The organism is Paenibacillus sp. LC231 (assembly GCF_001860525.1).
Taxonomy (GTDB): domain Bacteria; phylum Bacillota; class Bacilli; order Paenibacillales; family Paenibacillaceae; genus Paenibacillus_AQ.
In genome coordinates this window covers 142,195-167,748 of sequence record NZ_JFOM01000002.1, presented here as the reverse complement: position 1 = coordinate 167,748, position 25,554 = coordinate 142,195, and the positions used below count along the sequence as shown (strand labels likewise).

Genomic DNA, 25,554 nt, shown 5'->3' with positions numbered 1-25,554 from the left:
TCACTCCACTCTCCTTCTGTTATCCGAGTCAAGATGGAGTTCAATAGCCATCCGGCAGATATCGAACTTGCTTCGCTTTAATATCCGAGCAGCTTCTGAACGATTGTTCTTGTAGTCGCCATAATATTGAAGCATCCATTCTTTTTCTTCCTCGGACATTTGCAGAGGGGGATCGGGTAGTTCCTCCGGTTTCCTGTAAGGCATAATGATGGAGGTTTCATCATCGGTAAGAACGTATTTGCCCTTACCAACTCTAATCAACACATTCCTTTGCTTCAGGACAGACATCACAGCAATGAAGGAACTTTTTTTCATGCCGATCTTGATTGCGGCTTCTGGATAATTTCCAAATATGAAATATGATTTCAGAATCTTTGATTGAGCCTCAGTGATGTAATCCATGTGCAGATAATGCTCGATCTGCTCTTTTAGTTCCGGGTCCAACTTTGGCACTGTAATCAGCTCCTTTCCCATCTCCCGATTCTCGTTAAATCCTTCATGAATTTTTCCTCATCCATTTTGAAAATTGCAGAGTGCTGAATAAAGATGCGGCTGCGTATCAAGAACGTCCCATCAAGGCCAAGAACTGAACCGATATGGTAGATATACTGATCGTCCCCCTCTTTCTTTTGGAGAGACATACCGCAATGAAGCTTGATTATGTTCCGCAGGCGAACGATGAAGTCAGGCCATTCCTTTTCAGCAAAGGAGATGCTGCCATTCTTATACCAATCCATAGCGACGTAATTTGTGCTATCATCCGGGTCCCCAGTGATTACTTTTTCACCGTGCTTCTTTTCGAGGTATTGCTGATATGTCAGCAACGCTTCGTGATAGATGTTGCCATGAAAGTAGTATCCTTTCGGATCCGGAGCTGGTTTATAGATTTGTTGTTCCATTTTCTATCATCCTCTCCCTCAAAATAAGCACTGCTGTTCCGTATTTTGGGTGTGACTATCCGCCGCCGCAGGCTTCCCCCGGCGTTTGGTCGATTTTGATTTTTTCTTCTTCGTTTTCTCGTACTCCTTGTATGCGTCCGGATCGATGATGGACCATATGACTTCTCGCTGATACTCCAGATGGAAATCGTGTAGCATCTTCTCTCCGTTCCGGACTCGATATACTGCCTCACCGATCTTGGCGATAATATAAGCGTCAACCACGTCATGCCTAGGGTTGGAGTATCCGAAATGCTTGAGGGCGGCGGCAGCCATTGCCTCTTTTTTCGCTATCCCTTTGAGTCGTTGCTTTGATCCGGGCTCTCCTACCCATCCGCTTACATCGACGTATTTCTTTACCGCATTGGGGGCAACTTCATTGAATTTCAGCCCCCTGCGGGTGATCATCCCTTCGAGGCCGCCGTGAATCTTGGCTGTGGTGATTAACATTTCGGTGGCGTGCCCAATCCCCTCTTTGGTAATCACATCCCCGGGCCGGAGAATACTGTATAGCTGATTCTCAAGGGAGACACGCTGTTCCTGGGTGATGCCGCCTGGGGCCGACTTCCCCTTTCCCTTTAGAACAGTTTCCCCTATAGGTCGGCCATCGGCATCCAGAATGACCACTCCCGTAAACGTGGCCGGATCAATGCCGACAAACCGAGTCATTTCGCAATCTCCCAAGCACGCTGCTGAGCATACTCCTCAACTTTTAGTCTGTGGTCAAGCGCAGCCCTCTGAATCACGTTTTCGAGCAGTTTCGAAGCCTCCCCAGGGGGCAACACCTCCCGAGCCTGCTGCCGGATCATCCCGACTGTCACCTGCAGCACATCCAGCAACTCGCTGAGCATCCGGCGCTGATCAAAGTCGGCAGACTCGATTTCGTCGATCAGTTCGTTCGCTTCCTCCTGAAGCTTCACCCGCATGTCGCCTGGCTGGTAACCTTGTATCGGGTAATCAATCACCGGTATTGCAATGCATATATATTGCATCGTTTCCCCTCGCTTTCTAATCCTGTTGGATGGCGAAATCCTGATAAGGCCATCCGAGATCATCGTACTTTTTTCGTAATTCCGGGAACTCCGCCGCATACTTCCCTCTGCTGTATACCTGCACAAGCTGAGCGGTTCGAGTGAGCATCCACTTTTTCCGCTTGATCTCTTCCTCGTCCGCCAGCGGATCGATATTCTCTAACTCTTCCGTCAATGTGACCATGCCTTGAATAGCACGATCAAATTCCTCATCATCCTTGATAACTCTGCTCATGCACTCAGCCCCTTTTCCCGACGCTTCTGCTTCATGTCCTCCGTAATGTTCAGGAAAGCCTGGTACGGTTTATCAAAAACCATGGTTATTGTTCCAGTACCAACATTTCTCCCCTTGGCAACGACCAGATCGATCAGACCTTTACGGGGGCTGTCGGCGTTGTAGTAATCGTCCCGATAAAGGAATATGACGATATCAGCATCACTCTCGATATTGCCGCAATCCCGAATGTCTGACATCATTGGACGCTTGTCCTGGCGTTGATCGACACTGCGACCAACGGCTGCCAGACATATAACCGGAATCATGAATGTACGAGCAATTTGTTTAAGCTGGTATGAAATATACTTGTACATCTCTCGCTCACTGGTGAAGCTCTTTTCACTGCGAAGGTGCTGCAGGTAATCGATGTACAACGTCATTTTTGAATGGTGCTTAATCATTCTGCGGACAGTACGCCATATGTGCTCGATAGTAGGGCTTGGCGAATCGTCAATGAAGATTTTACGTTCTCCAATCAGGTCGGCAGCTTTGCTGTACCGTTCCCAATCACTTTCCGTCATCTGACCGGACTTCATGTGTGATATCTTGACCCGTCCAACCGACCCGATCATTCTTTCTAGCATATTGAATGCCCCATCTTCACCGGAGATGATAAACGATGTTGATCCATCTTCGCTGGAAGCATAAGCTTCATTGCATAGATAAGCTGACTTACCCACTGACGGCCTAGCGCCGACGACGATAAAATCACCATCCTGATGGCCTCTGCTCATGTTGTTGTATTCCGTGCTGCATGACTTTCGCCCGGTGACGCCTCCAGTGTGCTGCGAACGCTTGATGATCATGGATGTATGTCTTTCAAGCAGATCAGACAGATTCATGGGACCATCTTTGACCGACGTTCTGGACTGGATTTCCTCCAGTTCTTCCATGCGAGCTTTAACATCTTGCAGAGTTGATCCCCCTGTTGCTATCAGCTCAGCAGCAGTTCTCATCTCACGTTGGACGTGGTCATCATTCACAATCTGTTGATAATGCCTGAACATCCCATTGGTGCGCGGTACCGATCTTTGAATTTCAGTTATTCTACTGAAGCCGCCGATCTTCTCCAGCTTCTTCCCCCAATGTTGTGCAAGTAAGGGAAGGTAAAAGGGGTCCGGTTGATCAGAGAATTTCTTGTATGCGTACCGAAGGACTTCAAATATCTTCCCGTTGTCCCATTCCGGAGAGAACGACTCAGGCGAAAGCACGCACTCATCCATGAGGGTTTTATCCAACATGATTGATCCCAGGACGTTTATCTCAGCGTCGTACAGATAGTTGTAATCACTCATCGTCTTCACCGCCGTCGCTGTAGTCATTGAAGGCTGGGACCCTTGTCTTGTTGAAAAGTTTATTTAGCTTCTCCAACACATGATCAGGAGGCGGACCCACAACATTATTTTCGTGATACTCCTTTAGAGCAAGGACTTCTTGTTCTCGCTCGATTTTTTGTATGTCATAGACAGATCGTTCTTGCTGCTGTGTGCATGCCTGATATATCGCTGCGGGAGTCGGAGGAAACGTGGTGTTTACCCGGCAGAGTTCCCTTGTCCTTTCCATTGCCAACTGATTCGGAATGTCCTGAAGGATGTCATGCCATACCGCTACCTCGTGCTCGGCTTGGTCGTCATCTACCGTCCGGAAGCTCCGGTATGCCCCCGAGATGTACTTCATCAGTAATATCACGCCGGTGCGATCCATGGCCCTCCATCTCCTTTCGAAGTAATCGATCAAGAGCGCTGCCGCCGCCCCCTTTTGTCCCTTCTGAAACTTGAAGCAATCCTTCTGGATCTACTACGTCGTAGTCCTCGTATCTCTTTTGGTTTAAAAAGGTTGCTGGATACGGAAGGAACTTTATATCAGTTTTAAGCAGCTTGCAGGTTTCAAGAAAATTCAATGTATTGGCGATCGCTCTGTCAGGATCAAAGTCCTTTTCTTTACACAACGTTCTCCAAGATGATTCAACTTTCTTCCGGGCTAATTTTCTCGGGTATATCGAATAGAATTGTTCAAACATTGCTTCTTTTTCTTTAATACTTTTCTTTAAAGATCTTATTTCTTTATATGGGGGTGGAATCGCACCCCCCTCAACACTATCTAGGGGGGTGGAATCGTACCCCCCAGGGGGGTGGAATCCTGACCCCCCTCCCTCTCTATCTAGGGGGGTGGAATCCTGACCCCCCTGGTTTGACGTGTAATCCATTTCTTCCTTCATCGAATCACCACATTTCGGAATAGTCCATTCCTCATAATTTTTGTTAAAAGCCAATTTTCTTCCTTCGGTACCGGTCTCTTTTTTTGTGACAAGTAGGATCCTGTTTTTTATGAGAAATGACAATTCCTGCTTTATTGTACTTTCAGAGAGTCCGGTAACTTCCTGGAGAAATGTTCTGGAGAATTCATGATCCTTTCGGTTGTATCCATAGGTCAATCTCCAAACCTTAATCACTATTTTTAGTTGCGATCCGTTCCACTTGTAGAGGCATATTTCATCTAGAAGCTCATTGGCAATTCGGGTATAACCATCTTCAAGTTGCGGATTTGCCATGCCTCCTCACCAACGTTCTTGATTCATGTTTGTACCTGTGTCGGCTCTTCAGTCCTGAGTGGCACAGGTGACATACCCGAAATCCTCGGAAGTACTTCTCCCGGCCCGGGCTTATTTCATTACCGCATAACTGACAATCCGGACAACGCTCATATATTTCTATAACTGCCTCTTCCATGAGCTAGACAAAAATGACTTTTATTGATCCATCATCACGATTAACGAGGTGAAGGAACCAAGGTTTTACCTTTGTCACTAGCCAATCGCGAGGATCGAGACCAGCATCCTCGATGAGTTTCTTTTGCTTGAGTGTTGGGTTCTTACCGTTTTTCACGGGAATCCTCCTTTGCTGTGAATCCGTATATTGTTGCTTTAGTTCCATGGAACTCAATGGAAGTGATGCTATGAACGATGAATGGGGGAATCCCCTCATTTTGGAATGCTTCTCCCACCTTGATTTGTGCTGCTCGAAGCGTTGGAATCTGGAGCATAAACGGGTGCCCTTTTTTCATCCCGATCACCCCTGAGCGTAGAATTTTTGGAATGGTTTTCCGTCAATCTTAGCGAGTCGCTTCCGCTCACTCCGGTTTAAGATAACCCCGTGGAAGGCCTTGCTAATGGCCGTTGCAACCACAGACGGTCCGATGCTACCTGGCTTGTACGGCGTTTTGCCTGAAGCCTCACGCTTGAATTGACGACGGGATTTAATGAGTGCGAATTCGTGTGCTGCTCCGGCTTGAAGTGCTGCGGTAAGTGCGTACTTTTTATTAGTGATTTTCATAGGATAATTCCTCCGATTTGGTATGATTAACGGTCTGCCACATATACAGGGCAACCGGTCAAAGCTTGTACTTCTCTTTTGAACAGCTCTGCGTCGCTGTTCGTATCAGATAAATGAATCAACCATATTTCTTTGACCTTGCTCATGTCGTTTGCTCTGATGAATTCCTTCATGTTTTCTAGGCTGAAGTGGGATTTAAGCAATCGTTTCTTTCGTGTTACTTCTACGATCCCCGAGATTATGTTCTGGTCCAAAATCTGCTCGGAGTAATTGCACTCTATTAGCAAGTGTGTCAATCCACTGAATTGAAACCGTATATACCAGGTATCCGTTGCAAATAACAGTTTTTCTCCGGTTATGTTTTCGAGGAGGAATCCCAATGGGTCATCTGCGTCATGTTCAACCTCGAAGGGCAGTATTGTCCATGTGCCTAGCCTGAATTGTTCCCTTGCTTTCACCGGATTTGCGCGATGTCCAATCAATCCTGCAGCTTCTAGAGCTCCCACAGAGGCATACAAATCAATCCCGAACTTCATGATGTTTCGTGCGGCCAAAGAATGATCTTGGTGATGGTGAGTCATTAAACAAGCAGCTATATCAGACATTCGATAATTAAGGGCTCGTTGTATGTCCTTGAACCGGAGCCCGCATTCCAGCAGCAGGGGGGTATGCCCGTCCGTCACATAGTAGGCGTTGCCCGCGCTGCTGGATCCTAATGGCTTAATCTCGATCATCAGAAATCGTCGTCGGCCGGAACATTGTTCTTCTCTGGCTTCGTGCTGGAAGGAGGTGGTGTCTCGTCCTTGTGCGCCGGTTTAGGTTGATCAGGAGCAGACTCGTCTTGTGGCTGCCATTGTGGTTCTGTTGGAGGTTCAGGCTTGATGTCGATCGGCTCAGAATTGGCTCGGGTTGAGATCTCCTCTCGGACTGCAGCATAGTCGCCGTCCGAAGCTTGATCATGGATCAACTCAACAAAGGCACTCCCGAAATCTTTCGGAATCTTCTTGACCACGTTGTTCCGCATCTTACGGATGAGCATGCCCTCGCGGCTGTGATACTCAGTCCATGCTGGGCTAATCCACTTTTGAAGCTCCGCATCATCCAGGGCGTTCAATCCCAGTTCAGCTGCTTTCTTCAACAGTTCTGTTTTCTTCTCCGCGATTTTCTTCAGTTGTTCAGGATTAGCGTCATATCTCGTTTTCCCCGCCGGCAGCACGCCGAACGTTTCATTCATCATGTTATTTTGTATATGAGCAACGAGGTTTTTGGCTACGTCAGCACGTTCTGAAATGAAGTATTGGATGCTCTGATCCTTGAAGATGATTGGATAAACCACTCGCACCACATCTCCCGTGCCTTTCGGTGTCCATTTGGGAGGAGTCATCTCCAAACCGTTATAGGACGGGTATTCGAAGTCATCGTACTCACGCACTAGCCAGAAGGGACGGACCTGATCGACACTGCGGCCGAAGTTGCTCAGGATCGCATCGTTGCCGTCGCCTTCGATCCCCATCTCAATTTGCTTCTTCCAAGTTGTTATGTCCTTTCCATTTTCCTTTTTCTTTACGCTGACATTCCGGATTTGAAAGTACACTTCACGAGGACTGGCAGCTGCATTGAGTTTCAGAGCCGCCACATTCAGCAGAGTTGTCGTCAAATTGTTCTTGTCGAGACTAGGATCGCTGATGGTCAATCCTTTCGCGTCCAGTGCAGCATTGATCGAAGAGAGAGCATTCATTACGCATTGTTTCGAATACTGATCCATATTGATTCCGTTGTTGATTAGTTGATTTTCGATCATAGGAAGAAAGGTATCATTCACTTTTGTTAATCCGGTGGAATATGTTTGGTTGCTCATAATAAATTCCCCTCCATAATTGTGTTATTGGCTGATTCAACTCGCAGTTTTGAATTATGTTGTTCCCAGGCAGCTTTCGCTCTTTCCAAGTCCCCATCGTATAGAGAAGCGAGATGGTCCTGCACTTCTGTTGGGAGGTTCTCGAAAGTGGGCGGTACGATCAGACGGATTTGCTGGCCGGATGTTTTGACCAGGTCCGTCACTGCTTCAGCATTATCGATAAATATTGGAGCGATCACCTTGAAGTGCTCCGACAAAGTATTGATGATATCCAGTCCAGCATTAAACTGCGCCGCTCTGTTCAACCCGTCTTCATATGGAACCAGATTCGGGCCGTAAAGGATTTTGCAGGTCTCATTCAATGCGCCGTTGACCTGAGTTTCGAACAGCCGGAATTTCACATTCCTGAACTTGGCGTTGATCTTGGACTCGAGCATCTGAACTTTGGTGCGTGTGAACTCCTCTGTCAGATAGAGCTGGCGTTCCAATTCTTCATATTGACGGGCAAGATCCTTCTCCTCTGCCTTCAACTCGTCAATACGCTTCTGACCTCTTTCGATTTGTTCGAACCCGGAGTGTTTTCTCTCCTGTGATTCAAGCTCTGTACGCAGGCTTGCCACTTCCAAGCGGGCCTCGCTTAAGGCGCTAACAGACTGTGAGCGAAGATCACGAATTGTGCGCTCTACTTCCTCACGTTCCTGAAGTTTCCCGACGTACATTGGATCGGAAGAAGCGTCTGGAGTTGTGCATTCGAGTTTTTCGATATCAGACATGAGCTCCTTGATCTCTTGGTCAAGAGCGCCCATTTTGACTCGATTGGATTCGATCGTATTTGCGATGCTATCGATCTCCTCTTCCCATTGATCTGCGGTTGCCTTAAGCTGCTTTCCACGGGTGACAATCGATTCTAAAGTTTTTGATTTGCGTTCGTTGAACCGCTCCATTGCTTTCTTTTCCGCGTGTTCAATACTCTCAGGAGGTAAATCTTGTCCGCATGTTGGACAGGATGTATCAACCTCATATGATGTGAGTTCCAATGCCCTGGTTTTGTCCCGTTCCTCCCTCAGCTGAGTTCTCTCAGATTCGTTCTCTTGAAGTTGTGAGCGCAGCCTTGTAACATGGACTTCCATCCTTTTCGTTGCATCCTCAAGCGCTCCGTATTCAGAGTTTTTCTTGGAGAGATGCTGGCGCTTGGCACTGATTTTTTCAAACGATCCTGCCTGGATTTCATTTTTGATCTGAAGCAGTTCGCCATCGATCTCCCGCAGGCGGTTTGTTTTAACAGCTATTTCCCCGCCGTTCTGAATCCGGTTCATTTCTTCTTCCTTGTTTCGGATCCGGCCGCGAAGCGTCTCGATTTGCTTCTGCATCATTTCCTCATTCAGACCGTCTGTATCAGGCATGACTCGCTTGATTTCCGCTATACCGTTGGGGATTTCCTTCAGTCTGCTATTGATTCGAGCCTGATCGTTTTTGATCTTATCCCGGTGACCTTCCAGAGACCGTTGTTCCATCAAAACAGGCAACTCTTTCAGATCATCATTACTGGAAATCACATCGCTATCAGATATGTCACCGCATACCTCCAGCAGCAACTTCCGCCGCTTCTTCCAATCCCGTTCAGCGAAATATGAAGGATTAGTCAGTAACTTGAATGTCTCCTCGTCAATGATCGCGGCGATCTCCGCCTCATAATCACCCTTACTGTGTGGAGCGCCATCGATGTAATGATCCGTCTTATGACCCGTGAATTCAGACTTGGCAGCACCGCGCTTCTTTGTCCATTTCTCGTAGAACACTTTATGAAGCTCACGAAGTTTCCCGTCGATCTCCAGTACTCCGATTACTTCGTGCTGAACACCATGCATCGGCTCTCCGTTGGGCTCCAAAGTTTTGATCCACTTCTCTAGCTCGCTCTTCTCCCTGCTGTCCTTGTTGAATAGGAGCCAGTAGAACCCATCGAACAAAGTCGTCTTACCCACTGCATTGGGGCCGTAGATGTTGATATCCTGTCCATCTGCGTAAAGAGTGAACTCATGGAGGCCCTTGAAATATCTATAGATTAATGAGATAAGCTTGATCTGCTTTACCATTTGCCTTCCTCGCTTTCATATCAATATTGGATTACCAGGTGCGTTCGCTCAGCGGAACCCGTTGGAGTTGATTCTTTTTCTTGATAAAAGCTTTCTGAAGAGTGCGAAATGTCTCTTCGCTCTCCTTGCCTTCCCTCACCAATACAATGCGAAGTTCATCCAATTGGGGCATTGTTTTACACGCTTGAATCCTTTTAATAAGGTCATTCATTGTCGCTCACCGCTTTCCGTGATAATATGGATTTGTATAATTTCTTATTGACCGCTCTCACTGGGCGGCTTTTTTTGTGTGGTCAGTGACCAGGTTGTATTTCTTTTCGAGAATGCTCAATTCTCCTTTGATGGTTTCTCGTGTTGCTGGATCAGTCTCATCCAGAAACCAGTCATAGAGGAAGAGCAGCCTGTCGATATCTTTCTGAGCTTCAGGTGTCAGTGATTCGCGGAAGCTGCTGAACAGTTCGGTTGATGATCGCATGACCTAAATCTCCGCAAGCTCTTGTTTGAGCAGTTCGATTTCCGCCTCTACTTCTTGGAGGATACCGGCCTTGGCTGCTTCGGCCAGCCGCGGGAACTTCCTTTTTTCAATTTCCGGACCGTTATAACTTCCGTTGTGGACCGTGACCACGGTTTTTCCGTCACTATATTTAATGAAATGCTCCAAATCCGCTATTTTCTTTTGTATTTCCCGAGCCTTATCTACCCGTTCCGCCATATACTCCAAAGTCTTCTGATCCATGTGATTTTCCTCGCTTTCGCTTGATTTTCGGGCTCAAACCCCCGATTTTGGCAAAAAAATAATAGGCTTAGCTAAATTCGGTCTTATTCGCAGTCATCACAAGTGCGTGGATACCCGGGCTATTCCATGTCATCCATATAGGAACCGCATACTTGGCACATCAGTCCATTGAGTATCATTTCAGTTACTTCCCCCACGTCTTTGCTCACCTCCCTTCGTGAAATCCCTGCACATACAAATCTTCAATGAAGTGATCCTTATTTTCGGCCATAAATTTTCTGATGACTTCAAACTTAACTGGAGTCCTGCCAACGCCCATCATGCTTTTTGCTTTCTGGACTTTCAGGTAATCATTTAAGTCAGATATGTTCCCATTTTTCTTATTCAAGAACATGTTTGTAGCATGTTTATTACACAGTCCATTCGTTTTAAAAGGTTGGTTACAACCTTCAACCATGCACTTATCGTCATGATGAAGGAACTCTCTCTTAAATACAGGCTCAAGTGTGCCATAGACCCGGAGCCTTGAGTAATGCATTACACAAAACCCTTTAGTTTTTGCTTTCTGATTGCATCCATCAACTCTGCAATGTTGTCCGGAATTAATCTTTGGTTTGACTGCTGCACCACCCATTGAACCGTCTAAGCCAGTCTTTCTGAGAGTTTGTTGTACATACTGACGTGACACAGAAAACTTATCTGCGATCTCCTGATGCGTGTGACCTTGCTTAAATAGTGTTATCATCTTTTCTATACGATCTGGATCCCGCGGCCTGTATCCGAGTGATGGCATTACTGGTCGCCGATTGCTCCTTTTTACTTCACTGAGTTTCTGCTTACGAGTTTTAATTTTTTTCGATAAACTAACCAACATACGCCATTCCTTCCAAGCGTCATTTACGGTTTGTGCCTCAGGTATATCCTCAAGCAGCTTATTCAACTGCTCCAGTTGTTTAAGGTAATCCTCACACTTCACGCCGATCTCACCCCTCTTAGCTTGGCTATAATGTCGCTGTCGCCCCACACACCTGTCAGTTCCCTACGGTACCTGCGATACTCAGCACGGGCGTCCAGCGCTTCGAGAAGTCTCCCTTCTGCCAGCATGCTGCGCTCGGTCTGCAATGCCTGTACCATTTTCTTGCGCAGGTAATTCTGTTCGTTCAAGCTCGATGCTCCTTTCTTATTCAAGTTCACCCATGATCTGTGCGCAGTTCTCGCATATGATGCCTTCGCCTGTGTCCAGGGTGCCGGGTTGTTCCTCGCAGAGTAAACATATTGCTACTTGCACTTCTTTGACTGCTGGCAGCCATTCCCCGATCCAAACGAGAGCGGCGTCATAATCATAGAGCAAAGTGTCCCAAAACGATGTAACCCCGAAGCGTGCGTAAAATGCTTTCCACATTTTATTAAAGTAATCCTTACTATGCATTGAGTACTCCGCACTGTCTTTTCCACCAAGCAGAAGTACAATCCGCTCTTTGGCTCGTTTTTGCAGCATGCGTTGTTCACGTTGAGGTCTCCGAGCCGAGTTCTTTAATTGCTCATTCTCCTGTCTCAGCGTCAATAACAATTGGGGATCGTGCATTCCTATTTCTAACTGCTCCACCTTCCAACACCTCCAATTCGATTCCGATTATTTGAGAAAACTCCTTACGATTGCGTTCCAGAGATTCAGTGATGTGCCTCCAGAAGATTCTTACCGTCTCAATGGCTTCTTTGTTATCCGGAATGCCAGCTAGATGCGCAAGCGCCGTTCCAAAGGAAGATTCTATTACGCCGCGTGTTTTGTTTAGCGCCTCTTGCAGTTTTCGAAGATCATGGAGTTGTTTTTCCATGGTCAAGTTCCGCTCAGTCATCTCCTGCTGAAGCATCCTCATTGAGGCCGTGAGCTCAGCGTTCTCCTTTATCAGGCGGCCCAATTGTTCCTCGTCCTCTTTAGAGCGGCCGTTCCTCTGCTCAAGCTCCTTGATCTGCACCAGTAGCTTCCCCTGCTGTTCCGTATGTTGCTGGATAGCGAGAGTACGTTCCGCCTCCGCTTGCTTTGCCCGTTTCTCCGCTTCTGCCGCTGACTTCTCAGCTTCCCTAAGTGCTTTCTTTACCTCTTGAAGCTCACGAGTTGTCATTTCTGCAGGCACCTTGGTTTCACCACTAGAAGGTATGACTTGAGGTTTTTCCCTCTCTTCGGGTGGCAGTGAGGCGATTTCATAAAGTGCGCGTAATCCTAAAGCGGTGTACGTGCCCCGGTTTCCCAATTCGTCGAACACTTTTATAAATTTCCGGGCCTGCGAATCATCTAACTCAATTTCCCGGAGCCACACCATCCATCCACCGCGTTTCTCCGCAATCTTCTCTTCACGAACATGTTTAAGCCGTCGCCCGATCTCAAAGATCGCTTGTCCTGCAATCTGCTTGTAGCTGTTGATTTCAGCTGTGATGACCTGTAGATCAGTCGATAATGCCAGTTGAGTCATACTCACCATCCTTTCGATTTGTCTTTGATGCATGACATTCTTTGTATTTTTCGAAGTCATAAATTCTGCATTGCTCTTTTTCTTTCTGATTCTCACGATACTCTGCCACTATCCAAAGCCAGCAAGCCAACAGTGCATTTGATATCAGCCAGGCCGCCACGATCCACACAATAATCACTGGTGCACCTTGATGCCGGGAAAGTCCCGTTCGATCATTGCGATTTCGCTCCGGACAAAATCGATCTTTGCGGGATTCACGAGGCCACTTTCCTGGAACCTGTGAAGGTTGTTATAATGGTTGATGACCTCCACTGGGATTGCGTTGAGCTGAGTCATGAATATTTCGCCTCTTTCAAAAGGGAGATTTCTTCGCGTAAACAAGCATTCTCAACTTTCAACAAGGTGAACTCATAAACAACATGTCGATTCAGATCCTTACCCACCCAATTTTTATCCAAGTAACCTGCCGCAATCATGAGCTCGTCATATGGAACTTTTAATGCTTCAGACAACCGCTTAATGGTTTCGGGTTTGGGTACCTCTCGGCCACCAGTTTCAATTCGTGATATATGGGCTGCATGAACTCCAGACAGACCAGCTAAGTCCGTGAGCGTTAATGATCGAGACTTTCTTAAAGATCGAATATAATTACCAAATACCGAAATAGTCATAATGTACCTCCAGTTTCCGAAATAGTGATTTTGTCCTGCACCAGATAATCAATCGAAACATCCAACACTGTTGAAATTTTGATTAGTACATCTAATGTGGGACTGTGTTTATCTTCTTCAATCGGTCTGATATATGAAGTTGAGATTCCTGTTTCCTTCGCTAATTTATAGCGGCTCCATCCCTTTTCCTCACGTTTTTCGGCTATTCTCTTTCCGATGCTCTGTGTCATAATTTCACCTCCTGGGACATATACTATTACAGTATCCCGAAATATCAAAATACCGTAATATCCCGATTCAGGAATAAAAACACATGTTCTCTCAGTATATCTTTTGAATTCTTGACTATTCTAATATTTTGAAATATTATTACACTATTCAGGAATAGGAGGTTTCGTTGAAGTGGAAGTAATCGATAAAATTAAGAAGGTAATGGAACAACGAGATATATCACAATACAGACTTGCGCTTGACGCTGGAATACCTCACTCTTCATTGAGTGCATTGTTAAAGGGGGAGACGAAAAACCCATCGATGGAGATGATATCCAAAATTGGGGATGCACTGCATGTAACAACTGATTACCTATTAGGGAAAACTGATGTCAATTTGTATGATTGGGTGCCGATAACAGGAGATAGCCAACCTTTGCAAGAAGAAGAAACATTAAAAAATCCCCCAGCATCTTCCGATGTGAAGGATTTCATAGATAAAATTGAATTAGAGGACTTAGTGGATCAAGTTTCGATTACCGTTGATGGTCAGGAGCTTTCAAGGAACGATCTTCTGAAGATAATTGAGCTGGTTCGTCTTGATCGTCGATTTGATTAGATAAATGGTTAAGGTAGTAATCAATGCTTTTGCCGGTATACGCAGCAAGTTCACTCAGTTCAAATTTTAATTTAGGTTTAGGCTTAATAAGTCATCACACTCACTTCCTGTGTTGTAATATATTTCCGATGAGATGTTAAAACGAGCATACCATAAATACGAACAAAAAACGAGAACGAACGTTCTGAAAAAGAGTGAAACATATTTCTGAGAAAGGGGTGCCTAATGAGTCTCCAGCTCGGGGATTGTCTCCTGCTGGAACGACTAAATGAGAAGGGATATACGCAATCCGAGTTCGCCAAGCGTATGGGCGTTTCACGCCAGTATGTAAGTAAAATCATCAATGGTGAGCGCAAGATGTCCCTCGAATTTGCCATAAATGCTGCTAACATTTTAGGCTGCCGCATCACAGACCTCTACATCCTCAAAGTCGTTCGCAAAAGGAGTTGAGTGTTTATCACTCTCCCCCGAGCAATTTGTCACCCAATAGGGTTACGCCCGTTCTCCTCCTGATCTTAATCCTTTCCAGTCATTTCCGTTGTCGTTTGGTGTCGAAGCAGCGAATTGTAATTTAATCCAGCACCACCTCCTTTCAATTTTCTATGCAAAAAGGCCGCTACAATTTATCAAGGGAAGTTTTGAGTATCCATCTCTTCAAAACACTAATGCTCAATAAAGTACTGTTCTAAACTTTATCGAAATAGTGTTTTTTTTAATTGAGATGTTAATAGATACTGCTCAACACTTCTTAAACTTGATAATTGTAGCGGCCTTTGTTATACCACTAATGAGTCTAATTGGATGCCCCTTTAAGGCTAGGGGTTAGATTTATAATGACAAAGTATAATATGCCCACCATGATAGCACATTCCATATTCAGGAATCAATCCCTAATCTCTTTTTCATTCCTTCCACACTGTCTTGGAACACTTTAAAAGATGTCTTACTTTTGTAATACCCTGAATTAATCGGGACAATCCATAAATAAGGGAATATTTTTTTCCCCGCCGGCTGCCACGGCTCCTGTTCCCATTCCCCGCTCAGATAATACTGCTCATATCGGTTCATTTTCTCCTGCATGACCTTGTCGCTGAATTGACTCCTCTGGATCTCGACGAACCACGGAGCTCCTTTCCAAATACAGAACACGTCAGGTTCTGGCCTCCCCTTGCCTCCCGTTTTCGGTTCCACGTCAAACACTCGCGGTGCTTCTACCTTCCGGATCTGCTTGTAAAAATCCACGATAGCTAGGAAGTGCCCTATCTTTGCGCTATCCTTCTTGATGCCTGGTGTCGGGAAATAGATGTACTTTCGGCGATCCGTGGCGCATGTAATGACATCATCCCGCCGCAGCCGCTTGAGGACCATATTCGCTTGAGTGACGGGGTTCTTCACATTGGAGAAATGAAGCTCCGCCACATCATCCCTTGTGAGGCAGCGGAAGCGCTCCAGATCCTTTACGATGGCCTTGTCACGTGCGTTCAATCCTATAACACCCCAATCTCAATGGCATCGTCTTCCTGCGGCTCCGGATCATTAGCGAGGGGCACTGTGGCCTCCTCTGCGCTCTTGTACGGCTCCAGGAGTGTCTTTGCTTTGGGTATGTCTAAGTATGGCCCCTGAACAGATTTCAGGCCGTCCAGCTTCAATATCATGCGCCCCTTTTGACTCTGCTGGATGTCCGCAGCCTCCCCGCTGCCGAGCGTGATTCTGCTGTTGATCTCATCGCTGTGGCGGAATGCCATCCGGACCGTCAGGTTGTTCTTTAATTTTCCATCCAGGACATCACTATCTGGCCTCTGCATGGAGAGGATCAGGAACACTCCAAGAGCCCGCCCGATGGCGCTTATCTCCTCGATGCCCTCCATCAGCTCCCGTTCCTTTTTAAGCAGTGCCACCTCGTCGATCGCCAGCACGATGTAAGACGGCCGCTCCCCCGACGGCAGATCGTCTATGTTAGCCAAGCCTGCCCGATCCAATAGATCGCCCCGGCGCCGCATCTCCTTCCGTATCCGCAAGACAATTTGATGCAACTGAGGAGCTTCGACTACAACCTGCCGTGCGACTCCTTTAAAAAGATGGAATTCCGACCGCTTAAGGTCAGCGCAATACAATTCTAATCTGTCCGCCGCTGTTCGGATTAGCGTCGTAATGATGGACCTTAGCGCCACCGACTTTCCGCTGCCGGTCTCCCCGGCCACCAATAAATGCGGGTGCTGCGTCAAGTCATAGACCTCTTCCCCTGTCCGGCTCCGTCCGACATAGATAGGCAGCCTGAGACCGTCCACGGCCTTCTCTACAGCTTCCGGGTCATAATCAAAACTCTGTACATCCTGGCCGTAAATATTGAGCGTAAACGTCTTGGAAGAGCCGGACAACTCAATATTCTCGCCAAAGGATTGTTCAAAGAGCCATTCCCGTTTACGGACCTCTTTCGGGTCCAGTCCATCAGGAAGGATAAACACCACCTGCACGCAATCATGGTATACCGTGACACGGCTCACCTGTGGGTATACACGGACATCCTTCCCCTGCCGGACCCGACGCTTCAGGCAGATTTCTCCGGTTATGAACAGCTTCCTCATCTTGCTCCTCATGACTGAATCCGCGCTCGATCTATAAACCGTCCACGCGCCGCCCAGGCACCCGCAGGCCGCAGCTAATTTCAAAACTGCGAACCCTCCTACTCCGCTCATTATCATTCGCTTCGCCTCTTTTCGCTTCCGCTCAAAACAAATTCATTTTTCCGCTATCTATCAACCTTTTTGCTCGTACTACAATTGCAATAATACTGCTGCATTTACAAACGTACCTGCAAAGGTATCTGCCAAAGCATCAAACATGCACTCCGAAGGTGCGAGCGACCATCCGCAAGCAATCCCACCAGGCATCAAGTGAGATGTATGCACACGCCACATATCCGGCAATCTTGATGTACATCACCTTATCGCCGTGACCCATATTCTCCAGCACGTTTGCGCTGAAATGTGATACAACCCCGATCCCGAGGATTTTAAAAATAGCCGCCAGCTCAAGCATGTTATCCCTCCTTAGATAAACCCCTCAACCGTAAAATCATCCTGAAGGCCCGCCACCGTCTGCCGTGGCCCCATAACGCCTCCGTCAATGTCTCGTTGAATCAATCGCTTGAGAAAGCCTGACTGATTAGGTCGCAATCTCACATGCTCGTATTGCTGCAGCTGGTCTGGGTCCAGCACATTGAACGCCACCTGTATAATCCGGATCTCTTTAGCCATAGAGCCTCCTTACCTTAACTTTGTGCGGAACCGGACTGGCGCCTTAGCTCGTGGTTCCGTATCTGGTTACATATCTATGCGGTACGGCTTGCCTATGTTTCCTTAACTCATGAATAAATTTTCATAGATTGTCCCATCCTTATTACTATTAGGAGGGGATTGAATATGTACGGTTTAGGTAAAAAGCGCTCCAAGTTGGGGGCTTTCTTGGATAGGGAAGGGATCACGCAGGAATGGTTAGTAAAGAAGTCTGGACTCAGCAGAGACGCCGTTTCGAGGCTTTGTGACGGGAACAAAGATCATGAAAAACTACAGGTGCGATCGAAATCAAAAGTCATTTCTGCATTGAGAAAGAATGGGTATGATGTCATATCAGATGACTTTTGGTCATGAAGACCTAAAGTAATGAATATAGAAATAAACATCTGGGTCTGATAGACTGGAAAATAATACACATGGGGGTTGATTGAGGATGAAAAAGCAAAGGAAGTGGATTGTTGCTGCAATTGTACTTGTCCTGATTATCGCTATTCCTGTCGGATGGAAACTATACGAAAACAAGAAGGAAGCCGATCGTCAAGCCTTGATTCATATGGGAGATGGTCTACGAGCAGCGATGAAAGAATATGACGAGACTGCTGCCAGAGTGGAAAAAAACAAAAAACTTGGTGAGGAATACACCGAGATAATGAGATCCATCTTGAAGGGGGAAGTTAATGCCGATGAAGTGAAGGATAAGGTATGCGGTATGGAAAAAGAACTGATGAAACTTTATCCTACAATCTACACGGAAGCAAGTTCGGTCTGTAAAGAATAAGAAAAAGCCTGCCAGGCCATAACGCCGGCAGGCTTTAATATTTCGTCCAGTAGTCTATGTTACCCTTCCTGGGTGGCGGCGATTTCTCCAGGCTCTCTGTCTTAATGATCAGAATCCCCTCTGTCGTGGACTTATCCGGCCACAAGATGAACCCTTTATCCTCCAAGTAATGGAGCCCTATCAGTAAATCTGGTCGCCTCCGTCCGGTCATCATCTCTAACCGTTTGAAGTCAGGCATACGATTTTTGTGTACTGGACTCGGGTAATTGATAAGAATTCGGAGCAATTTACGTTCAGGATCAGGCAACATGTTGAAAACCTCCAGAAATTATAAGAACAATTGTTTGTATTATATCAGCCCAGAACGCAAAAAAGAACCCCACCAGCCTGAGCTAGTGAGGTTCTTTACTACCGATGCCATCGGATTGCACCACGGTGTTTCCGTTGATATTAAGACGATTATAAACCATATGGGATATGTTGTAAATATCACAGGAAGTTTCGTTTGTCCGATTTATTATCCTTGTCCGTATATCCTGTTCCTTCTTTGGGATTAGAGATGATCCCGAGGATCACCAGCAGGCCAAGGATCGCCATCGCGAACCCGGTAATATTGGCGTTCAGCTCCTCCGTGATTTCAAACCCGAAAAGCTTGCCGGCTGCCGATACAACAAGCAGCACAGCTGCCACTATAGAAACCCACAATCCATAATTTCCCCATTTTCTATTTTTCATATTAAACATCCCCTCTTTTAATAATCATGCCGCCACGTTCCAAGATCGTGAGCATACGGTAAAATTCGTAGCTACTTGGGCTCTTGGTCGAAATCAACCCTGCATCGAATGCTTGATCAACGGCACCTTTTGCCCAGCTTGGTGCCTCCATCTTCTGAAGCTTCTCAAGCTCCTCGATGCGCACCTTCTGCTTCTTCAATGATGCCCCTTGCTCCTGCAGTCCCTTCTTCAGGACTTTGTTGCTGTTTTCAAGGCTTGCCATTTTTCGTTCCATAGCCTCAAATGCAGCTTTTTCTGAAGCGTTCATTCCCTCATCCCTTTCCGGTGTTTTACTATCCACATCATCCCGAAACTTATCCATGTCAATGACCGGGCATGCCTTCCATGCGTACCCTGGATACTCGCTATGGCCCTTTATCTGTTGAGCCGAGGGAATGACCTTTCGAAGCTGTCGGACCAGTTCAAGCGTTGCCTGGTACTGCTCTGGTGTTGGCTGCTGCGTCCGGAAGTCTCCGACCATGCAAATTCCAAGGGCGTGCTTATTGCTGTTCCCCACATGATAAGTGACCTTATCAGGGTCCCAACACTTGTACACGGTGCCGTCACGCTGGACCACAAAAGCATAGGCGATGCCCGGCCATCCATTGGTGTTTACGTGATAAGTAGCGAAGGCTTCAGGCGATCCTGTGAAGGTCAACGAATGATGAATAGCAATCGATCGGATATCGGTAAGCTTCCGGGTACTATACCGTTTTGTTTTGTGAATCGGGAGCTTCCCCCGAAGATCGACCATCTTCATTACCGTCACCCTTCTCTCCACTTATTTCATTGAATTCCTCAATTGCTTTTCTGAATATCTTTGGAACCGGCACACCCATGCGACCCACATTTTCGATTATCGATAACAACTCATTCGCCAAATAAAAAAAGACTACAGCATTTTGAAAATACTGTTGCCCTCCTAAAATGATATCGATGAAATGTGAGATCACAACAAGCCCGAAAATCGCAACCTTACGTGCAATTCCATGATATCCCTTTCTGCTTTTGAGTTCTCCCTTTATCCATGCGGCCGCCCAACCGGTTAACCAATCAAGGACGACAAGCCACAGAAGTAAGTTCATTAACATGTTCCAACCTCCAAACATATACCCGGCCAGTGCCCCCAAAGCTGTGGATATGGTTTTAATTATTGAAGACCATTCCCCCATTCGACCCTTCCCCCTTGCCTCATCTCTCTGTATTAAAAATAGCCCCCGGACCACCCAGGGGCATAAAAAATACGCCTTGCGGCGTTGCTGGTGTAATTATTCTTCGATCAGGAATTCCAGTCCGCTATCAACCAAGATATCGCGTACTCCCGGCTGTAAACTTGTCGGAACTTCGTTGAACTTGGTTTTGTTCAGAATTACTCGTTGAGCAAAAAACATAGCCATCATATCGCATCCACCTCCCTTCCAGAGTATCCAGTAAAGGAACCGGCGGATCACTGGTAAACCTTGTTCGCCATTTCCGCAATGACGTCCTCTATGAAATCGGCCCTTTCTGACAAGGCGCTGTTTTGGGCTTTAAGCAATGTGTTTTCTTGCTCAAGCTTTGCCACCTGTTCCGTGAGCGGCGGCTGCGGTGTTGGCGGCGGATCTTGTGGGCTGTTTGGGTCAATATAGATAAATTCCAGTTCTAGACTATCCGGATTAACTCGCGCTAATGACCCTTCGCTAAAATCTTGGGCAAATTCTCCCGGTTCAAGCTTAATAATCCCCACACTTTCAGGGTCCCGTTCCATCAGTTTTTTGATATTGCTAAACGGGTCTCTCTTCATCTCGTAATCAGGATCGGTATGATGCACTTCACCTGTATCGTGCAATATTTCGCCCGTCATTTTATCAAAATAAATCCAATGACCAAATACGTATAAATTCATATTTCCCTCACCTCCATTTAGGCCCACGCATGCCAAACGAAATCAGACATAGTATTACTGAAACTACTACTGCTTTTGATGGTCATAATCTGTGAGAATGAACCATATGGTTCAATCTGCACCCTACCGCCTTGAGTACTGCCCCCCCATGTTGATCCCATGTCTGGGACATAAAACGATATTCTATAATCGCGGAGAGTTAAGTCAGTAGTTTGAGCGGTAACTAAGAAAATCCTTGGAATAAATCCAATGTCCACTTGAAAACCTTGCCCAGGATGAAGCGTTCTTCCGTCAGACCCTGTCGCATATTTAACACCCTCTTGAAGCGTACCCACTAAACCTGCAACATTAACCCCGGCCCGCAGGTTATTTGCAGTTAGTCCTGGCACCGCCGCCGTCACCCATGATTCCCCGTTAAAATAACCCTTTGGTGGCTGGATAAGGAATCGATCACCAGGCCAAACGACTGTTCCAGTTCCGGGCATGTGATGATTTTCGCCGGATCGGTTTGGCATTTGACCGTTTTTTTTCACCCCGTCATCATACCCTGATTGACCGACAAGCAGATACTGAGGGTCTAATACTGCATCCGCCGTATCAACTACGGTAGATTTACCCGGAACTCCAAAAACATCTGCACCTGCACGGATGTTTCCTGATAATAGGTCGGGGTCATGAACCTGAATCGTAACCTGTGAGCCTGGCGGGTAATATCCGCTATCGATATTGACGTAAGTATCTACATAAGCGTCTCCGTCTGGATTTGTCCATAAACCGGATTTAAACTGATTACCTCTTTGTGGCATGGTGCCCGTAATCAAACCGTCTTCCCCTGGAAACGTCTTACCTGCTAACACGTCTGGAGCCGTCGCTGTTCCTACCTCCCCCCCTTCACCCTGTAAGATAAAAGCCGTTCCGTCATAAACCAACGTATAAACGCCGTTCTCTTTGAAGCTGGCGGCACTCCCGCTCGCTTTCAAAACAGACTTTGCACCTAGACCGTTAACATTAAGAGTAGGTGAACCAGTACTCGCAACATTCACTTTAATAACTACCCTTTGGAAAGCTTTCAACGTTGTGAGCGCCGGTGATAATGTGGCGGTGTATGCGGTATTGCCGTTAACAACTGTTCCCGTCGCTTCTCCTGATGGTGTTTCAGCTGCTAAAACCTTTATATCCGTATATTTTTTTGACTCAGTTAGGGCCTCGGCTACATCGTCCGGAGTAGCAAAGATTAGCGAACTGTTTATTACAGCCGATACATTCTGCGCCTGACCAAAGGTGACGATCATGTCGATTGTCTTCTCGATGATATCCGCTGTTCCAGCTGGTGGAATATATTCCGCACCGCTCCCGGAGTTACCATAAGCATACAGAATTTCACCCTCGTCCGGATCTTGGGCAAATATCCCGAGCTCCCGGAAATAAAAGCCCGTTGTGACATCCTGGTTCGACAGCACCGCCCCGACTATTGCCTGTGCTGGTAGCTGTGGCTTAAGACGAGTTATCGGGAGGGATTTCTTCTCGCTGATCAACTTGTTCAAGGTAGGGATAGATTGCCCGCCGAGCTGCCCGTCACCGATCCCCATCCGCGTAAATTTAAGCAATGCGCCTGCTTCTGCTTTCGCTTGTAAGTTCCTGCCTTTGTTCGTTTGAATAAGTCCGCCAAAAGCGCCCATTTTACACCATCCTTACTGTCATTTTCTCACCCATCCGGAGGATTCCCGCGAAATATAGGTTCACAGGTTCAGATTGAGATAGGATTACACGCTCCAGATGAGCACTTAGCCGCTTCACCGATTCCACTGCCCGATAAAACTCCTGGGCTCGCTCCTGAGTCACTTCCGGATTATTGGTGGTAACCTGGAAGTATCCCGGTTCCCCGCCATACTCAAACCACTCTTCGACCTTACCCTCGCCGAAAAGGATTGTAATCAGATCCTCAATAGCGGCAGGGGTTCCCTTTATCCGGTGAAACTCCTTTGCGTTCAAAAGCAGCTGTATCTTCTGCTCAAGCGGCAAAGACGTATCCCAAAAGTCAACATGATCCTGCCAAGCCCGTTCATCGGCTTCGGCGTCCGTGATATTGCCCTCCAGCAAACGCCGGTAAAAGGAAAGGTCCTTCGCTTTTTGTGTGAGCTCCCGCGTATGGCTGTCTAAAGAACGAGCTGCCGCAGATACAGTCGGGTCGGCCTGTGCATTCGGCGGCAGTAGGTCATAGATGCTTATCTGCTCGATGTTAGTCATCAGCAAGCCCTCCAAACGTGGCGTTTATCGTCACATCTTGGGCCACCTGCAGATCAGTTATCGGCGTATAGACCGGGCTTACAACATTGACGCGAAGGGCTCCGGCATTCATTACCCTTCCGATCAGCTCCGACTGATTAATGTGTCGCCCAAGCTTTGATTTCTGCCACAACGCATAGGAATCCACCGCCTTCTTTACTGCCTCTTGTATGACCAAGGATTCAGCAGCACGATCACTGCTGATGTAATAGGTTAACTCGATGTTGTACGGGACTACCGTGGGTGCCTGGACGGTAACCTTGTCTGTTAGAGGCCGGATTCTACGGCCATTCACCTTTCCCGCCACAGCATCGAGGACAGGCTGAGTAGGCATTACTCCGCCCTCAAGCAAAGGAATGATTGTCACTTCCCCCGGTGCCTCTGATACGGCCGCAACGTCCACAATAGCGGCGCTGGCAGTCTTGGCCCAATAGATGTACCCTTGCTCTGGTCCAGCCGTAGAGAACGACTCAGGAGCCATTCTGATACGTTCCCTATATGAATCGTCATCCTCTGTGTCTGCGCCGCCTGTAGTGGTCGTCAGGTTCGTCACAGATGCGACAAACGGTAAAGGGTCAATCAGAGTATTAACCTGGCCCGGTAAGAACCCATTCCCGATGACTCCCGAGACTGTACACTCAACCAGGACATCGATTTGCGTGACGCCTGCCGGTATGGTCACCGCGTTTTTGGTGGCAAATAAAATAGAACCCTCGGCTCCTTCCGGGGCCACTCGGGTTCCTGCTGGGATGATCTGTGGGGTCACAAGCGGAATGGACAGCGTAAACCGCTCTGTGGTTAGTGACGGCTCCGCCTGCAGCCGGGGCGTTTCCGGATCTCCTAAATAATCTAGGATTACACCCTTGGCATATCTCAGGAGTTCCCCCTTGGCGACCTGATTGATCAGGACGCGCTGTTGTACGAATAATAAGGCGAACGCTCTTAACACCAACATCTCAGGATCGGCGCGGTTTAGAATACGCCCGGTCATCCCCTGAAAGACTGTGACCAATTCCTCGAACACCTTGTTTACGTCATCTTCCACAAACTTGATGTCTGGTAACTCAACAAGTGCCATCACTGCACCTCTCTTTCTACAAACCTGATGACCGCGAAATACTTGCCTTTCTCTGCTTCTTCCGGTCCTTGCTCGAAATCAATGCTAGTCACTTCGGCCCGCGGTTCAAATTCTGCTATGGCTGCCATGAGCTCATTTATAAGGAGCGCCTGGGCAATGATATCCGGCTGGTCAACAACATCCGGAGATATACCAAAGGCACGATCCAAAGGGACCGTGCCTGCATATGTGCTTGCTATGACTTGAATGTTTTGTTTGATGGAGTCGATGCCGGTCAGCCCGAACCGCATGGCTGCCGGCGGCGATCCAATTACCTTATGCTCAATCATACGTATTCCTCCAATGTGACGGACAGGGAAGCTTTCAGAAGATTACCTTCCCGATCAACGCTTTCCCAAGTTTGACTGAGGTCCGTGATCTTCCACTTACCCTGACCAAGGGGCTTCCCGCCGATCTGCAGCAGCATAACCTTGCCGTCCCTTTGATAATCAAGCAGCTTCTCCATTTCCTTCCGGGGATTCATACCAAGTCGCGCATCCAGTGTCATGTTGAACGATATCGTATCAAGCCCCGGCCCGAGAAACTGACTGCGGGGCTTCTGCAGATGGATGTCATTGCTCCCCCAGCGAGCAGTAGAGTCCCGCTGAAAATTTTGGAATGTCCGCACCTTGATTGGAGTTTTAAAGGAAGAGATGAAAACCACATCCCCTAATGCACCAAGCCCGATTTTCATAAACTTTCACCGCCTCGTGTTATTCCTCCATCCACAACGAGATTTCCGGTTACCTTTCCATTCCCGCCGAACGTAACGTCTCCATCCACGGTCAATTTTCCGGAAATGGTTACATCACCATCCAGCACCACACCGCCGCCAGGCTTGACGATCAGTTTTTTAGTGGATCGGTCATAGTAAACATAAGAGCCATCATCAAACCAAATCCCTCGTTGATCCGGCGTGCCGGGTGGATCCTCGTCATCATCAATCACTCCAAGGCATATTCCGTCAGAGATTCCATTCGCAAAGAATAAACAAGCAACTTCTTGACCAGGCTCGGGCAGTGCGTTACTACGCCCCCATCCTCCTGTTGTGATTACGGGGAGAATGCCCGATTTCATATCGTCTCGATCTTCAAATACAGCCGTTATCGTTCCGGATTCGGGGTCTGAGGTGTCACATACTCCGATTCGAAAGATATTTCTAAAATCATTTAATGCCATG

At 47.2% G+C, this 25,554-nt stretch carries 42 protein-coding genes; 4 read left to right on the top strand and 38 right to left on the bottom strand.

Going from position 1 to position 25,554, the window contains the following annotated elements; all coding sequences use genetic code 11:
• The 22 genes from AK95_RS00885 to AK95_RS00780 form a co-directional block, all read right to left on the bottom strand.
• A complete protein-coding gene (locus AK95_RS00885; RefSeq protein WP_071218014.1) occupies positions 1-474 on the bottom strand; it encodes a hypothetical protein in 474 nt (157 codons plus the stop codon).
• A complete protein-coding gene (locus AK95_RS33775; protein ID WP_083397494.1) occupies positions 459-899 on the bottom strand; it encodes a hypothetical protein in 441 nt (146 codons plus the stop codon). Before AK95_RS33775 ends, AK95_RS00885 begins: the two co-directional genes overlap by 16 nt.
• 18 nt (positions 900-917) lie before the next feature.
• A complete protein-coding gene (locus AK95_RS00875; RefSeq protein WP_071218013.1) occupies positions 918-1,607 on the bottom strand; it encodes a hypothetical protein in 690 nt (229 codons plus the stop codon).
• The gene (locus AK95_RS00870; protein ID WP_071218012.1) at positions 1,604-1,930 is read right to left on the bottom strand and encodes a hypothetical protein; all 327 of its coding nucleotides are present in this window, start codon (positions 1,928-1,930) and stop codon (positions 1,604-1,606) included. The genes AK95_RS00875 and AK95_RS00870 overlap by 4 nt, the downstream gene beginning before the upstream one ends.
• Positions 1,931-1,946: 16 nt before the next feature.
• Entirely contained in the window at positions 1,947-2,204 is a 258-nt protein-coding gene (locus AK95_RS00865) for a hypothetical protein (RefSeq protein WP_071218011.1), read from the bottom strand.
• Positions 2,201-3,568 carry a replicative DNA helicase gene (locus tag AK95_RS00860; RefSeq protein WP_083397493.1) on the bottom strand — a complete coding sequence of 456 codons (1,368 nt, stop codon included), beginning with the start codon at positions 3,566-3,568 and terminating at the stop codon, positions 2,201-2,203. The genes AK95_RS00865 and AK95_RS00860 overlap by 4 nt, the downstream gene beginning before the upstream one ends.
• Positions 3,534-3,950, bottom strand: coding sequence for a replicative helicase loader/inhibitor (locus tag AK95_RS00855; protein WP_074961776.1), 417 nt, complete (start codon positions 3,948-3,950; stop codon positions 3,534-3,536). The genes AK95_RS00860 and AK95_RS00855 overlap by 35 nt, the downstream gene beginning before the upstream one ends.
• Positions 3,877-4,797, bottom strand: coding sequence for a replication protein (locus AK95_RS00850; RefSeq protein ID WP_071218008.1), 921 nt, complete (start codon positions 4,795-4,797; stop codon positions 3,877-3,879). The genes AK95_RS00855 and AK95_RS00850 overlap by 74 nt, the downstream gene beginning before the upstream one ends.
• Positions 4,798-4,978: 181 nt before the next feature.
• Positions 4,979-5,131 carry a DUF6906 family protein gene (locus AK95_RS34425; RefSeq protein ID WP_201259341.1) on the bottom strand — a complete coding sequence of 51 codons (153 nt, stop codon included), beginning with the start codon at positions 5,129-5,131 and terminating at the stop codon, positions 4,979-4,981.
• A 183-nt stretch (positions 5,132-5,314) separates the two neighbouring features.
• Entirely contained in the window at positions 5,315-5,578 is a 264-nt protein-coding gene (locus AK95_RS00840) for a hypothetical protein (protein WP_071218006.1), read from the bottom strand.
• A gap of 26 nt (positions 5,579-5,604) precedes the next feature.
• Positions 5,605-6,312: an MBL fold metallo-hydrolase gene (locus tag AK95_RS00835; protein ID WP_071218005.1), complete on the bottom strand. Its 708-nt coding sequence runs from the start codon at positions 6,310-6,312 to the stop codon at positions 5,605-5,607.
• Entirely contained in the window at positions 6,312-7,436 is a 1,125-nt protein-coding gene (locus tag AK95_RS00830; protein ID WP_071218004.1) for a hypothetical protein, read from the bottom strand. Before AK95_RS00830 ends, AK95_RS00835 begins: the two co-directional genes overlap by 1 nt.
• Positions 7,433-9,529, bottom strand: coding sequence for an AAA family ATPase (locus tag AK95_RS00825; protein WP_071218003.1), 2,097 nt, complete (start codon positions 9,527-9,529; stop codon positions 7,433-7,435). The genes AK95_RS00830 and AK95_RS00825 overlap by 4 nt, the downstream gene beginning before the upstream one ends.
• 268 nt (positions 9,530-9,797) lie before the next feature.
• A complete protein-coding gene (locus tag AK95_RS00815) occupies positions 9,798-10,004 on the bottom strand; it encodes a hypothetical protein (RefSeq protein WP_071218001.1) in 207 nt (68 codons plus the stop codon).
• Positions 10,005-10,007: 3 nt separating this feature from the next.
• Positions 10,008-10,265, bottom strand: a complete 258-nt coding sequence (locus tag AK95_RS00810) for a hypothetical protein (protein WP_071218000.1) — start codon at positions 10,263-10,265, stop codon at positions 10,008-10,010.
• A 205-nt stretch (positions 10,266-10,470) separates the two neighbouring features.
• Positions 10,471-11,241 (bottom strand): helix-turn-helix domain-containing protein, encoded by a 771-nt coding sequence (locus tag AK95_RS00805; RefSeq protein ID WP_071217999.1) that lies wholly within the window; start codon positions 11,239-11,241, stop codon positions 10,471-10,473.
• Positions 11,238-11,429, bottom strand: coding sequence for a hypothetical protein (locus AK95_RS00800; RefSeq protein ID WP_071217998.1), 192 nt, complete (start codon positions 11,427-11,429; stop codon positions 11,238-11,240). Before AK95_RS00800 ends, AK95_RS00805 begins: the two co-directional genes overlap by 4 nt.
• A 16-nt stretch (positions 11,430-11,445) precedes the next feature.
• Positions 11,446-11,871 (bottom strand): ORF6C domain-containing protein, encoded by a 426-nt coding sequence (locus AK95_RS00795; RefSeq protein WP_162487504.1) that lies wholly within the window; start codon positions 11,869-11,871, stop codon positions 11,446-11,448.
• Positions 11,807-12,832, bottom strand: coding sequence for a hypothetical protein (locus AK95_RS34420; RefSeq protein ID WP_071217995.1), 1,026 nt, complete (start codon positions 12,830-12,832; stop codon positions 11,807-11,809). The genes AK95_RS00795 and AK95_RS34420 overlap by 65 nt, the downstream gene beginning before the upstream one ends.
• Before the next feature lie 78 nt (positions 12,833-12,910).
• Entirely contained in the window at positions 12,911-13,072 is a 162-nt protein-coding gene (locus AK95_RS33985; RefSeq protein WP_162487503.1) for a hypothetical protein, read from the bottom strand.
• Positions 13,069-13,407: a helix-turn-helix domain-containing protein gene (locus tag AK95_RS00785; protein ID WP_071217993.1), complete on the bottom strand. Its 339-nt coding sequence runs from the start codon at positions 13,405-13,407 to the stop codon at positions 13,069-13,071. The genes AK95_RS33985 and AK95_RS00785 overlap by 4 nt, the downstream gene beginning before the upstream one ends.
• Positions 13,404-13,637, bottom strand: coding sequence for a helix-turn-helix domain-containing protein (locus AK95_RS00780; RefSeq protein WP_071217992.1), 234 nt, complete (start codon positions 13,635-13,637; stop codon positions 13,404-13,406). Before AK95_RS00780 ends, AK95_RS00785 begins: the two co-directional genes overlap by 4 nt.
• A gap of 172 nt (positions 13,638-13,809) precedes the next feature.
• Here AK95_RS00780 and AK95_RS00775 point away from each other — a divergent pair, with 172 nt between their 5' ends.
• Both AK95_RS00775 and AK95_RS00770 read left to right on the top strand, forming a co-directional pair.
• Positions 13,810-14,238 carry a helix-turn-helix domain-containing protein gene (locus AK95_RS00775; RefSeq protein ID WP_071217991.1) on the top strand — a complete coding sequence of 143 codons (429 nt, stop codon included), beginning with the start codon at positions 13,810-13,812 and terminating at the stop codon, positions 14,236-14,238.
• Between the two features lie 225 nt (positions 14,239-14,463).
• A complete protein-coding gene (locus AK95_RS00770; protein ID WP_071217989.1) occupies positions 14,464-14,688 on the top strand; it encodes a helix-turn-helix transcriptional regulator in 225 nt (74 codons plus the stop codon).
• Between the two features lie 426 nt (positions 14,689-15,114).
• On the opposite strand, the gene AK95_RS00765 is transcribed toward AK95_RS00770, so the two are convergent.
• The 4 genes from AK95_RS00765 to AK95_RS00750 form a co-directional block, all read right to left on the bottom strand.
• A complete protein-coding gene (locus AK95_RS00765; protein WP_071217988.1) occupies positions 15,115-15,723 on the bottom strand; it encodes a replication-relaxation family protein in 609 nt (202 codons plus the stop codon).
• A gap of 2 nt (positions 15,724-15,725) precedes the next feature.
• On the bottom strand, positions 15,726-16,907 hold the full coding sequence (locus AK95_RS00760) for an FtsK/SpoIIIE domain-containing protein (protein WP_162487502.1): 1,182 nt from the start codon (positions 16,905-16,907) through the stop codon (positions 15,726-15,728).
• Between the two features lie 166 nt (positions 16,908-17,073).
• A complete protein-coding gene (locus AK95_RS00755) occupies positions 17,074-17,277 on the bottom strand; it encodes a SpoIIIAC/SpoIIIAD family protein (RefSeq protein ID WP_071217987.1) in 204 nt (67 codons plus the stop codon).
• An 11-nt stretch (positions 17,278-17,288) separates the two neighbouring features.
• Positions 17,289-17,495 (bottom strand): hypothetical protein, encoded by a 207-nt coding sequence (locus AK95_RS00750; protein WP_071217986.1) that lies wholly within the window; start codon positions 17,493-17,495, stop codon positions 17,289-17,291.
• Positions 17,496-17,660: 165 nt separating this feature from the next.
• On the opposite strand from AK95_RS00750, the gene AK95_RS00745 reads away from it, so the two are divergent.
• Both AK95_RS00745 and AK95_RS00740 read left to right on the top strand, forming a co-directional pair.
• The gene (locus AK95_RS00745) at positions 17,661-17,888 is read left to right on the top strand and encodes a helix-turn-helix domain-containing protein (protein ID WP_071217985.1); all 228 of its coding nucleotides are present in this window, start codon (positions 17,661-17,663) and stop codon (positions 17,886-17,888) included.
• A 79-nt stretch (positions 17,889-17,967) separates the two neighbouring features.
• On the top strand, positions 17,968-18,312 hold the full coding sequence (locus AK95_RS00740; RefSeq protein ID WP_071217984.1) for a hypothetical protein: 345 nt from the start codon (positions 17,968-17,970) through the stop codon (positions 18,310-18,312).
• Between the two features lie 34 nt (positions 18,313-18,346).
• Here the strand turns inward: AK95_RS00740 and AK95_RS00735 are convergent, their stop codons facing one another.
• The 12 genes from AK95_RS00735 to AK95_RS00685 form a co-directional block, all read right to left on the bottom strand.
• Entirely contained in the window at positions 18,347-18,622 is a 276-nt protein-coding gene (locus AK95_RS00735; RefSeq protein ID WP_071217983.1) for a hypothetical protein, read from the bottom strand.
• Between the two features lie 179 nt (positions 18,623-18,801).
• Positions 18,802-19,047 (bottom strand): phage holin, encoded by a 246-nt coding sequence (locus tag AK95_RS00730; RefSeq protein ID WP_071217982.1) that lies wholly within the window; start codon positions 19,045-19,047, stop codon positions 18,802-18,804.
• 1 nt (position 19,048) lies between these two features.
• Positions 19,049-19,846: a peptidoglycan recognition protein family protein gene (locus tag AK95_RS00725; RefSeq protein WP_071217981.1), complete on the bottom strand. Its 798-nt coding sequence runs from the start codon at positions 19,844-19,846 to the stop codon at positions 19,049-19,051.
• On the bottom strand, positions 19,791-20,258 hold the full coding sequence (locus tag AK95_RS00720; RefSeq protein WP_071217979.1) for a phage holin family protein: 468 nt from the start codon (positions 20,256-20,258) through the stop codon (positions 19,791-19,793). The genes AK95_RS00725 and AK95_RS00720 overlap by 56 nt, the downstream gene beginning before the upstream one ends.
• A gap of 96 nt (positions 20,259-20,354) precedes the next feature.
• Entirely contained in the window at positions 20,355-20,486 is a 132-nt protein-coding gene (locus tag AK95_RS35075; RefSeq protein ID WP_268801950.1) for a hypothetical protein, read from the bottom strand.
• A gap of 47 nt (positions 20,487-20,533) precedes the next feature.
• A complete protein-coding gene (locus AK95_RS00715) occupies positions 20,534-20,971 on the bottom strand; it encodes a hypothetical protein (RefSeq protein WP_071217978.1) in 438 nt (145 codons plus the stop codon).
• A 17-nt stretch (positions 20,972-20,988) separates the two neighbouring features.
• Complete coding sequence (locus AK95_RS34415; RefSeq protein WP_071217977.1) at positions 20,989-22,650, bottom strand: phage tail-collar fiber domain-containing protein; 1,662 nt, start codon at positions 22,648-22,650, stop codon at positions 20,989-20,991.
• A gap of 1 nt (position 22,651) precedes the next feature.
• Entirely contained in the window at positions 22,652-23,218 is a 567-nt protein-coding gene (locus AK95_RS00705; protein ID WP_071217976.1) for a phage tail protein I, read from the bottom strand.
• On the bottom strand, positions 23,211-24,335 hold the full coding sequence (locus AK95_RS00700; protein WP_071217975.1) for a baseplate assembly protein: 1,125 nt from the start codon (positions 24,333-24,335) through the stop codon (positions 23,211-23,213). The genes AK95_RS00705 and AK95_RS00700 overlap by 8 nt, the downstream gene beginning before the upstream one ends.
• On the bottom strand, positions 24,335-24,664 hold the full coding sequence (locus AK95_RS00695; RefSeq protein WP_083397491.1) for a GPW/gp25 family protein: 330 nt from the start codon (positions 24,662-24,664) through the stop codon (positions 24,335-24,337). Before AK95_RS00695 ends, AK95_RS00700 begins: the two co-directional genes overlap by 1 nt.
• Positions 24,661-25,068, bottom strand: coding sequence for a phage tail protein (locus AK95_RS00690; RefSeq protein ID WP_071217974.1), 408 nt, complete (start codon positions 25,066-25,068; stop codon positions 24,661-24,663). The genes AK95_RS00695 and AK95_RS00690 overlap by 4 nt, the downstream gene beginning before the upstream one ends.
• On the bottom strand, positions 25,065-25,553 hold the full coding sequence (locus AK95_RS00685) for a phage baseplate assembly protein V (RefSeq protein WP_071217973.1): 489 nt from the start codon (positions 25,551-25,553) through the stop codon (positions 25,065-25,067). Before AK95_RS00685 ends, AK95_RS00690 begins: the two co-directional genes overlap by 4 nt.
• Position 25,554 lies beyond the last annotated feature (1 nt).

Bases quoted from the DNA above. Each gene is read 5' to 3' on its own strand.
- AK95_RS00885 (WP_071218014.1), bottom strand. From the start codon at position 474: ATGGGAAAGGAGCTGATTACAGTGCCAAAGTTGGACCCGGAACTAAAA.
- AK95_RS33775 (WP_083397494.1), bottom strand. From the start codon at position 899: ATGGAACAACAAATCTATAAACCAGCTCCGGATCCGAAAGGATACTAC.
- AK95_RS00875 (WP_071218013.1), bottom strand. From the start codon at position 1,607: ATGACTCGGTTTGTCGGCATTGATCCGGCCACGTTTACGGGAGTGGTC.
- AK95_RS00870 (WP_071218012.1), bottom strand. From the start codon at position 1,930: ATGCAATATATATGCATTGCAATACCGGTGATTGATTACCCGATACAA.
- AK95_RS00865 (WP_071218011.1), bottom strand. From the start codon at position 2,204: ATGAGCAGAGTTATCAAGGATGATGAGGAATTTGATCGTGCTATTCAA.
- AK95_RS00860 (WP_083397493.1), bottom strand. From the start codon at position 3,568: ATGACTACAGCGACGGCGGTGAAGACGATGAGTGATTACAACTATCTG.
- AK95_RS00855 (WP_074961776.1), bottom strand. From the start codon at position 3,950: ATGGATCGCACCGGCGTGATATTACTGATGAAGTACATCTCGGGGGCA.
- AK95_RS00850 (WP_071218008.1), bottom strand. From the start codon at position 4,797: ATGGCAAATCCGCAACTTGAAGATGGTTATACCCGAATTGCCAATGAG.
- AK95_RS00840 (WP_071218006.1), bottom strand. From the start codon at position 5,578: ATGAAAATCACTAATAAAAAGTACGCACTTACCGCAGCACTTCAAGCC.
- AK95_RS00835 (WP_071218005.1), bottom strand. From the start codon at position 6,312: ATGATCGAGATTAAGCCATTAGGATCCAGCAGCGCGGGCAACGCCTAC.
- AK95_RS00830 (WP_071218004.1), bottom strand. From the start codon at position 7,436: ATGAGCAACCAAACATATTCCACCGGATTAACAAAAGTGAATGATACC.
- AK95_RS00825 (WP_071218003.1), bottom strand. From the start codon at position 9,529: ATGGTAAAGCAGATCAAGCTTATCTCATTAATCTATAGATATTTCAAG.
- AK95_RS00815 (WP_071218001.1), bottom strand. From the start codon at position 10,004: ATGCGATCATCAACCGAACTGTTCAGCAGCTTCCGCGAATCACTGACA.
- AK95_RS00810 (WP_071218000.1), bottom strand. From the start codon at position 10,265: ATGGATCAGAAGACTTTGGAGTATATGGCGGAACGGGTAGATAAGGCT.
- AK95_RS33985 (WP_162487503.1), bottom strand. From the start codon at position 13,072: ATGACTCAGCTCAACGCAATCCCAGTGGAGGTCATCAACCATTATAAC.
- AK95_RS00785 (WP_071217993.1), bottom strand. From the start codon at position 13,407: ATGACTATTTCGGTATTTGGTAATTATATTCGATCTTTAAGAAAGTCT.
- AK95_RS00780 (WP_071217992.1), bottom strand. From the start codon at position 13,637: ATGACACAGAGCATCGGAAAGAGAATAGCCGAAAAACGTGAGGAAAAG.
- AK95_RS00770 (WP_071217989.1), top strand. From the start codon at position 14,464: ATGAGTCTCCAGCTCGGGGATTGTCTCCTGCTGGAACGACTAAATGAG.
- AK95_RS00755 (WP_071217987.1), bottom strand. From the start codon at position 17,277: ATGCTTGAGCTGGCGGCTATTTTTAAAATCCTCGGGATCGGGGTTGTA.
- AK95_RS00750 (WP_071217986.1), bottom strand. From the start codon at position 17,495: ATGGCTAAAGAGATCCGGATTATACAGGTGGCGTTCAATGTGCTGGAC.
- AK95_RS00745 (WP_071217985.1), top strand. From the start codon at position 17,661: ATGTACGGTTTAGGTAAAAAGCGCTCCAAGTTGGGGGCTTTCTTGGAT.
- AK95_RS00740 (WP_071217984.1), top strand. From the start codon at position 17,968: ATGAAAAAGCAAAGGAAGTGGATTGTTGCTGCAATTGTACTTGTCCTG.
- AK95_RS00735 (WP_071217983.1), bottom strand. From the start codon at position 18,622: ATGTTGCCTGATCCTGAACGTAAATTGCTCCGAATTCTTATCAATTAC.
- AK95_RS00730 (WP_071217982.1), bottom strand. From the start codon at position 19,047: ATGAAAAATAGAAAATGGGGAAATTATGGATTGTGGGTTTCTATAGTG.
- AK95_RS00725 (WP_071217981.1), bottom strand. From the start codon at position 19,846: ATGAAGATGGTCGATCTTCGGGGGAAGCTCCCGATTCACAAAACAAAA.
- AK95_RS00720 (WP_071217979.1), bottom strand. From the start codon at position 20,258: ATGGGGGAATGGTCTTCAATAATTAAAACCATATCCACAGCTTTGGGG.
- AK95_RS35075 (WP_268801950.1), bottom strand. From the start codon at position 20,486: ATGATGGCTATGTTTTTTGCTCAACGAGTAATTCTGAACAAAACCAAG.
- AK95_RS00715 (WP_071217978.1), bottom strand. From the start codon at position 20,971: ATGAATTTATACGTATTTGGTCATTGGATTTATTTTGATAAAATGACG.
- AK95_RS34415 (WP_071217977.1), bottom strand. From the start codon at position 22,650: ATGGGCGCTTTTGGCGGACTTATTCAAACGAACAAAGGCAGGAACTTA.
- AK95_RS00705 (WP_071217976.1), bottom strand. From the start codon at position 23,218: ATGACTAACATCGAGCAGATAAGCATCTATGACCTACTGCCGCCGAAT.
- AK95_RS00700 (WP_071217975.1), bottom strand. From the start codon at position 24,335: ATGGCACTTGTTGAGTTACCAGACATCAAGTTTGTGGAAGATGACGTA.
- AK95_RS00695 (WP_083397491.1), bottom strand. From the start codon at position 24,664: ATGATTGAGCATAAGGTAATTGGATCGCCGCCGGCAGCCATGCGGTTC.
- AK95_RS00690 (WP_071217974.1), bottom strand. From the start codon at position 25,068: ATGAAAATCGGGCTTGGTGCATTAGGGGATGTGGTTTTCATCTCTTCC.
- AK95_RS00685 (WP_071217973.1), bottom strand. From the start codon at position 25,553: ATGGCATTAAATGATTTTAGAAATATCTTTCGAATCGGAGTATGTGAC.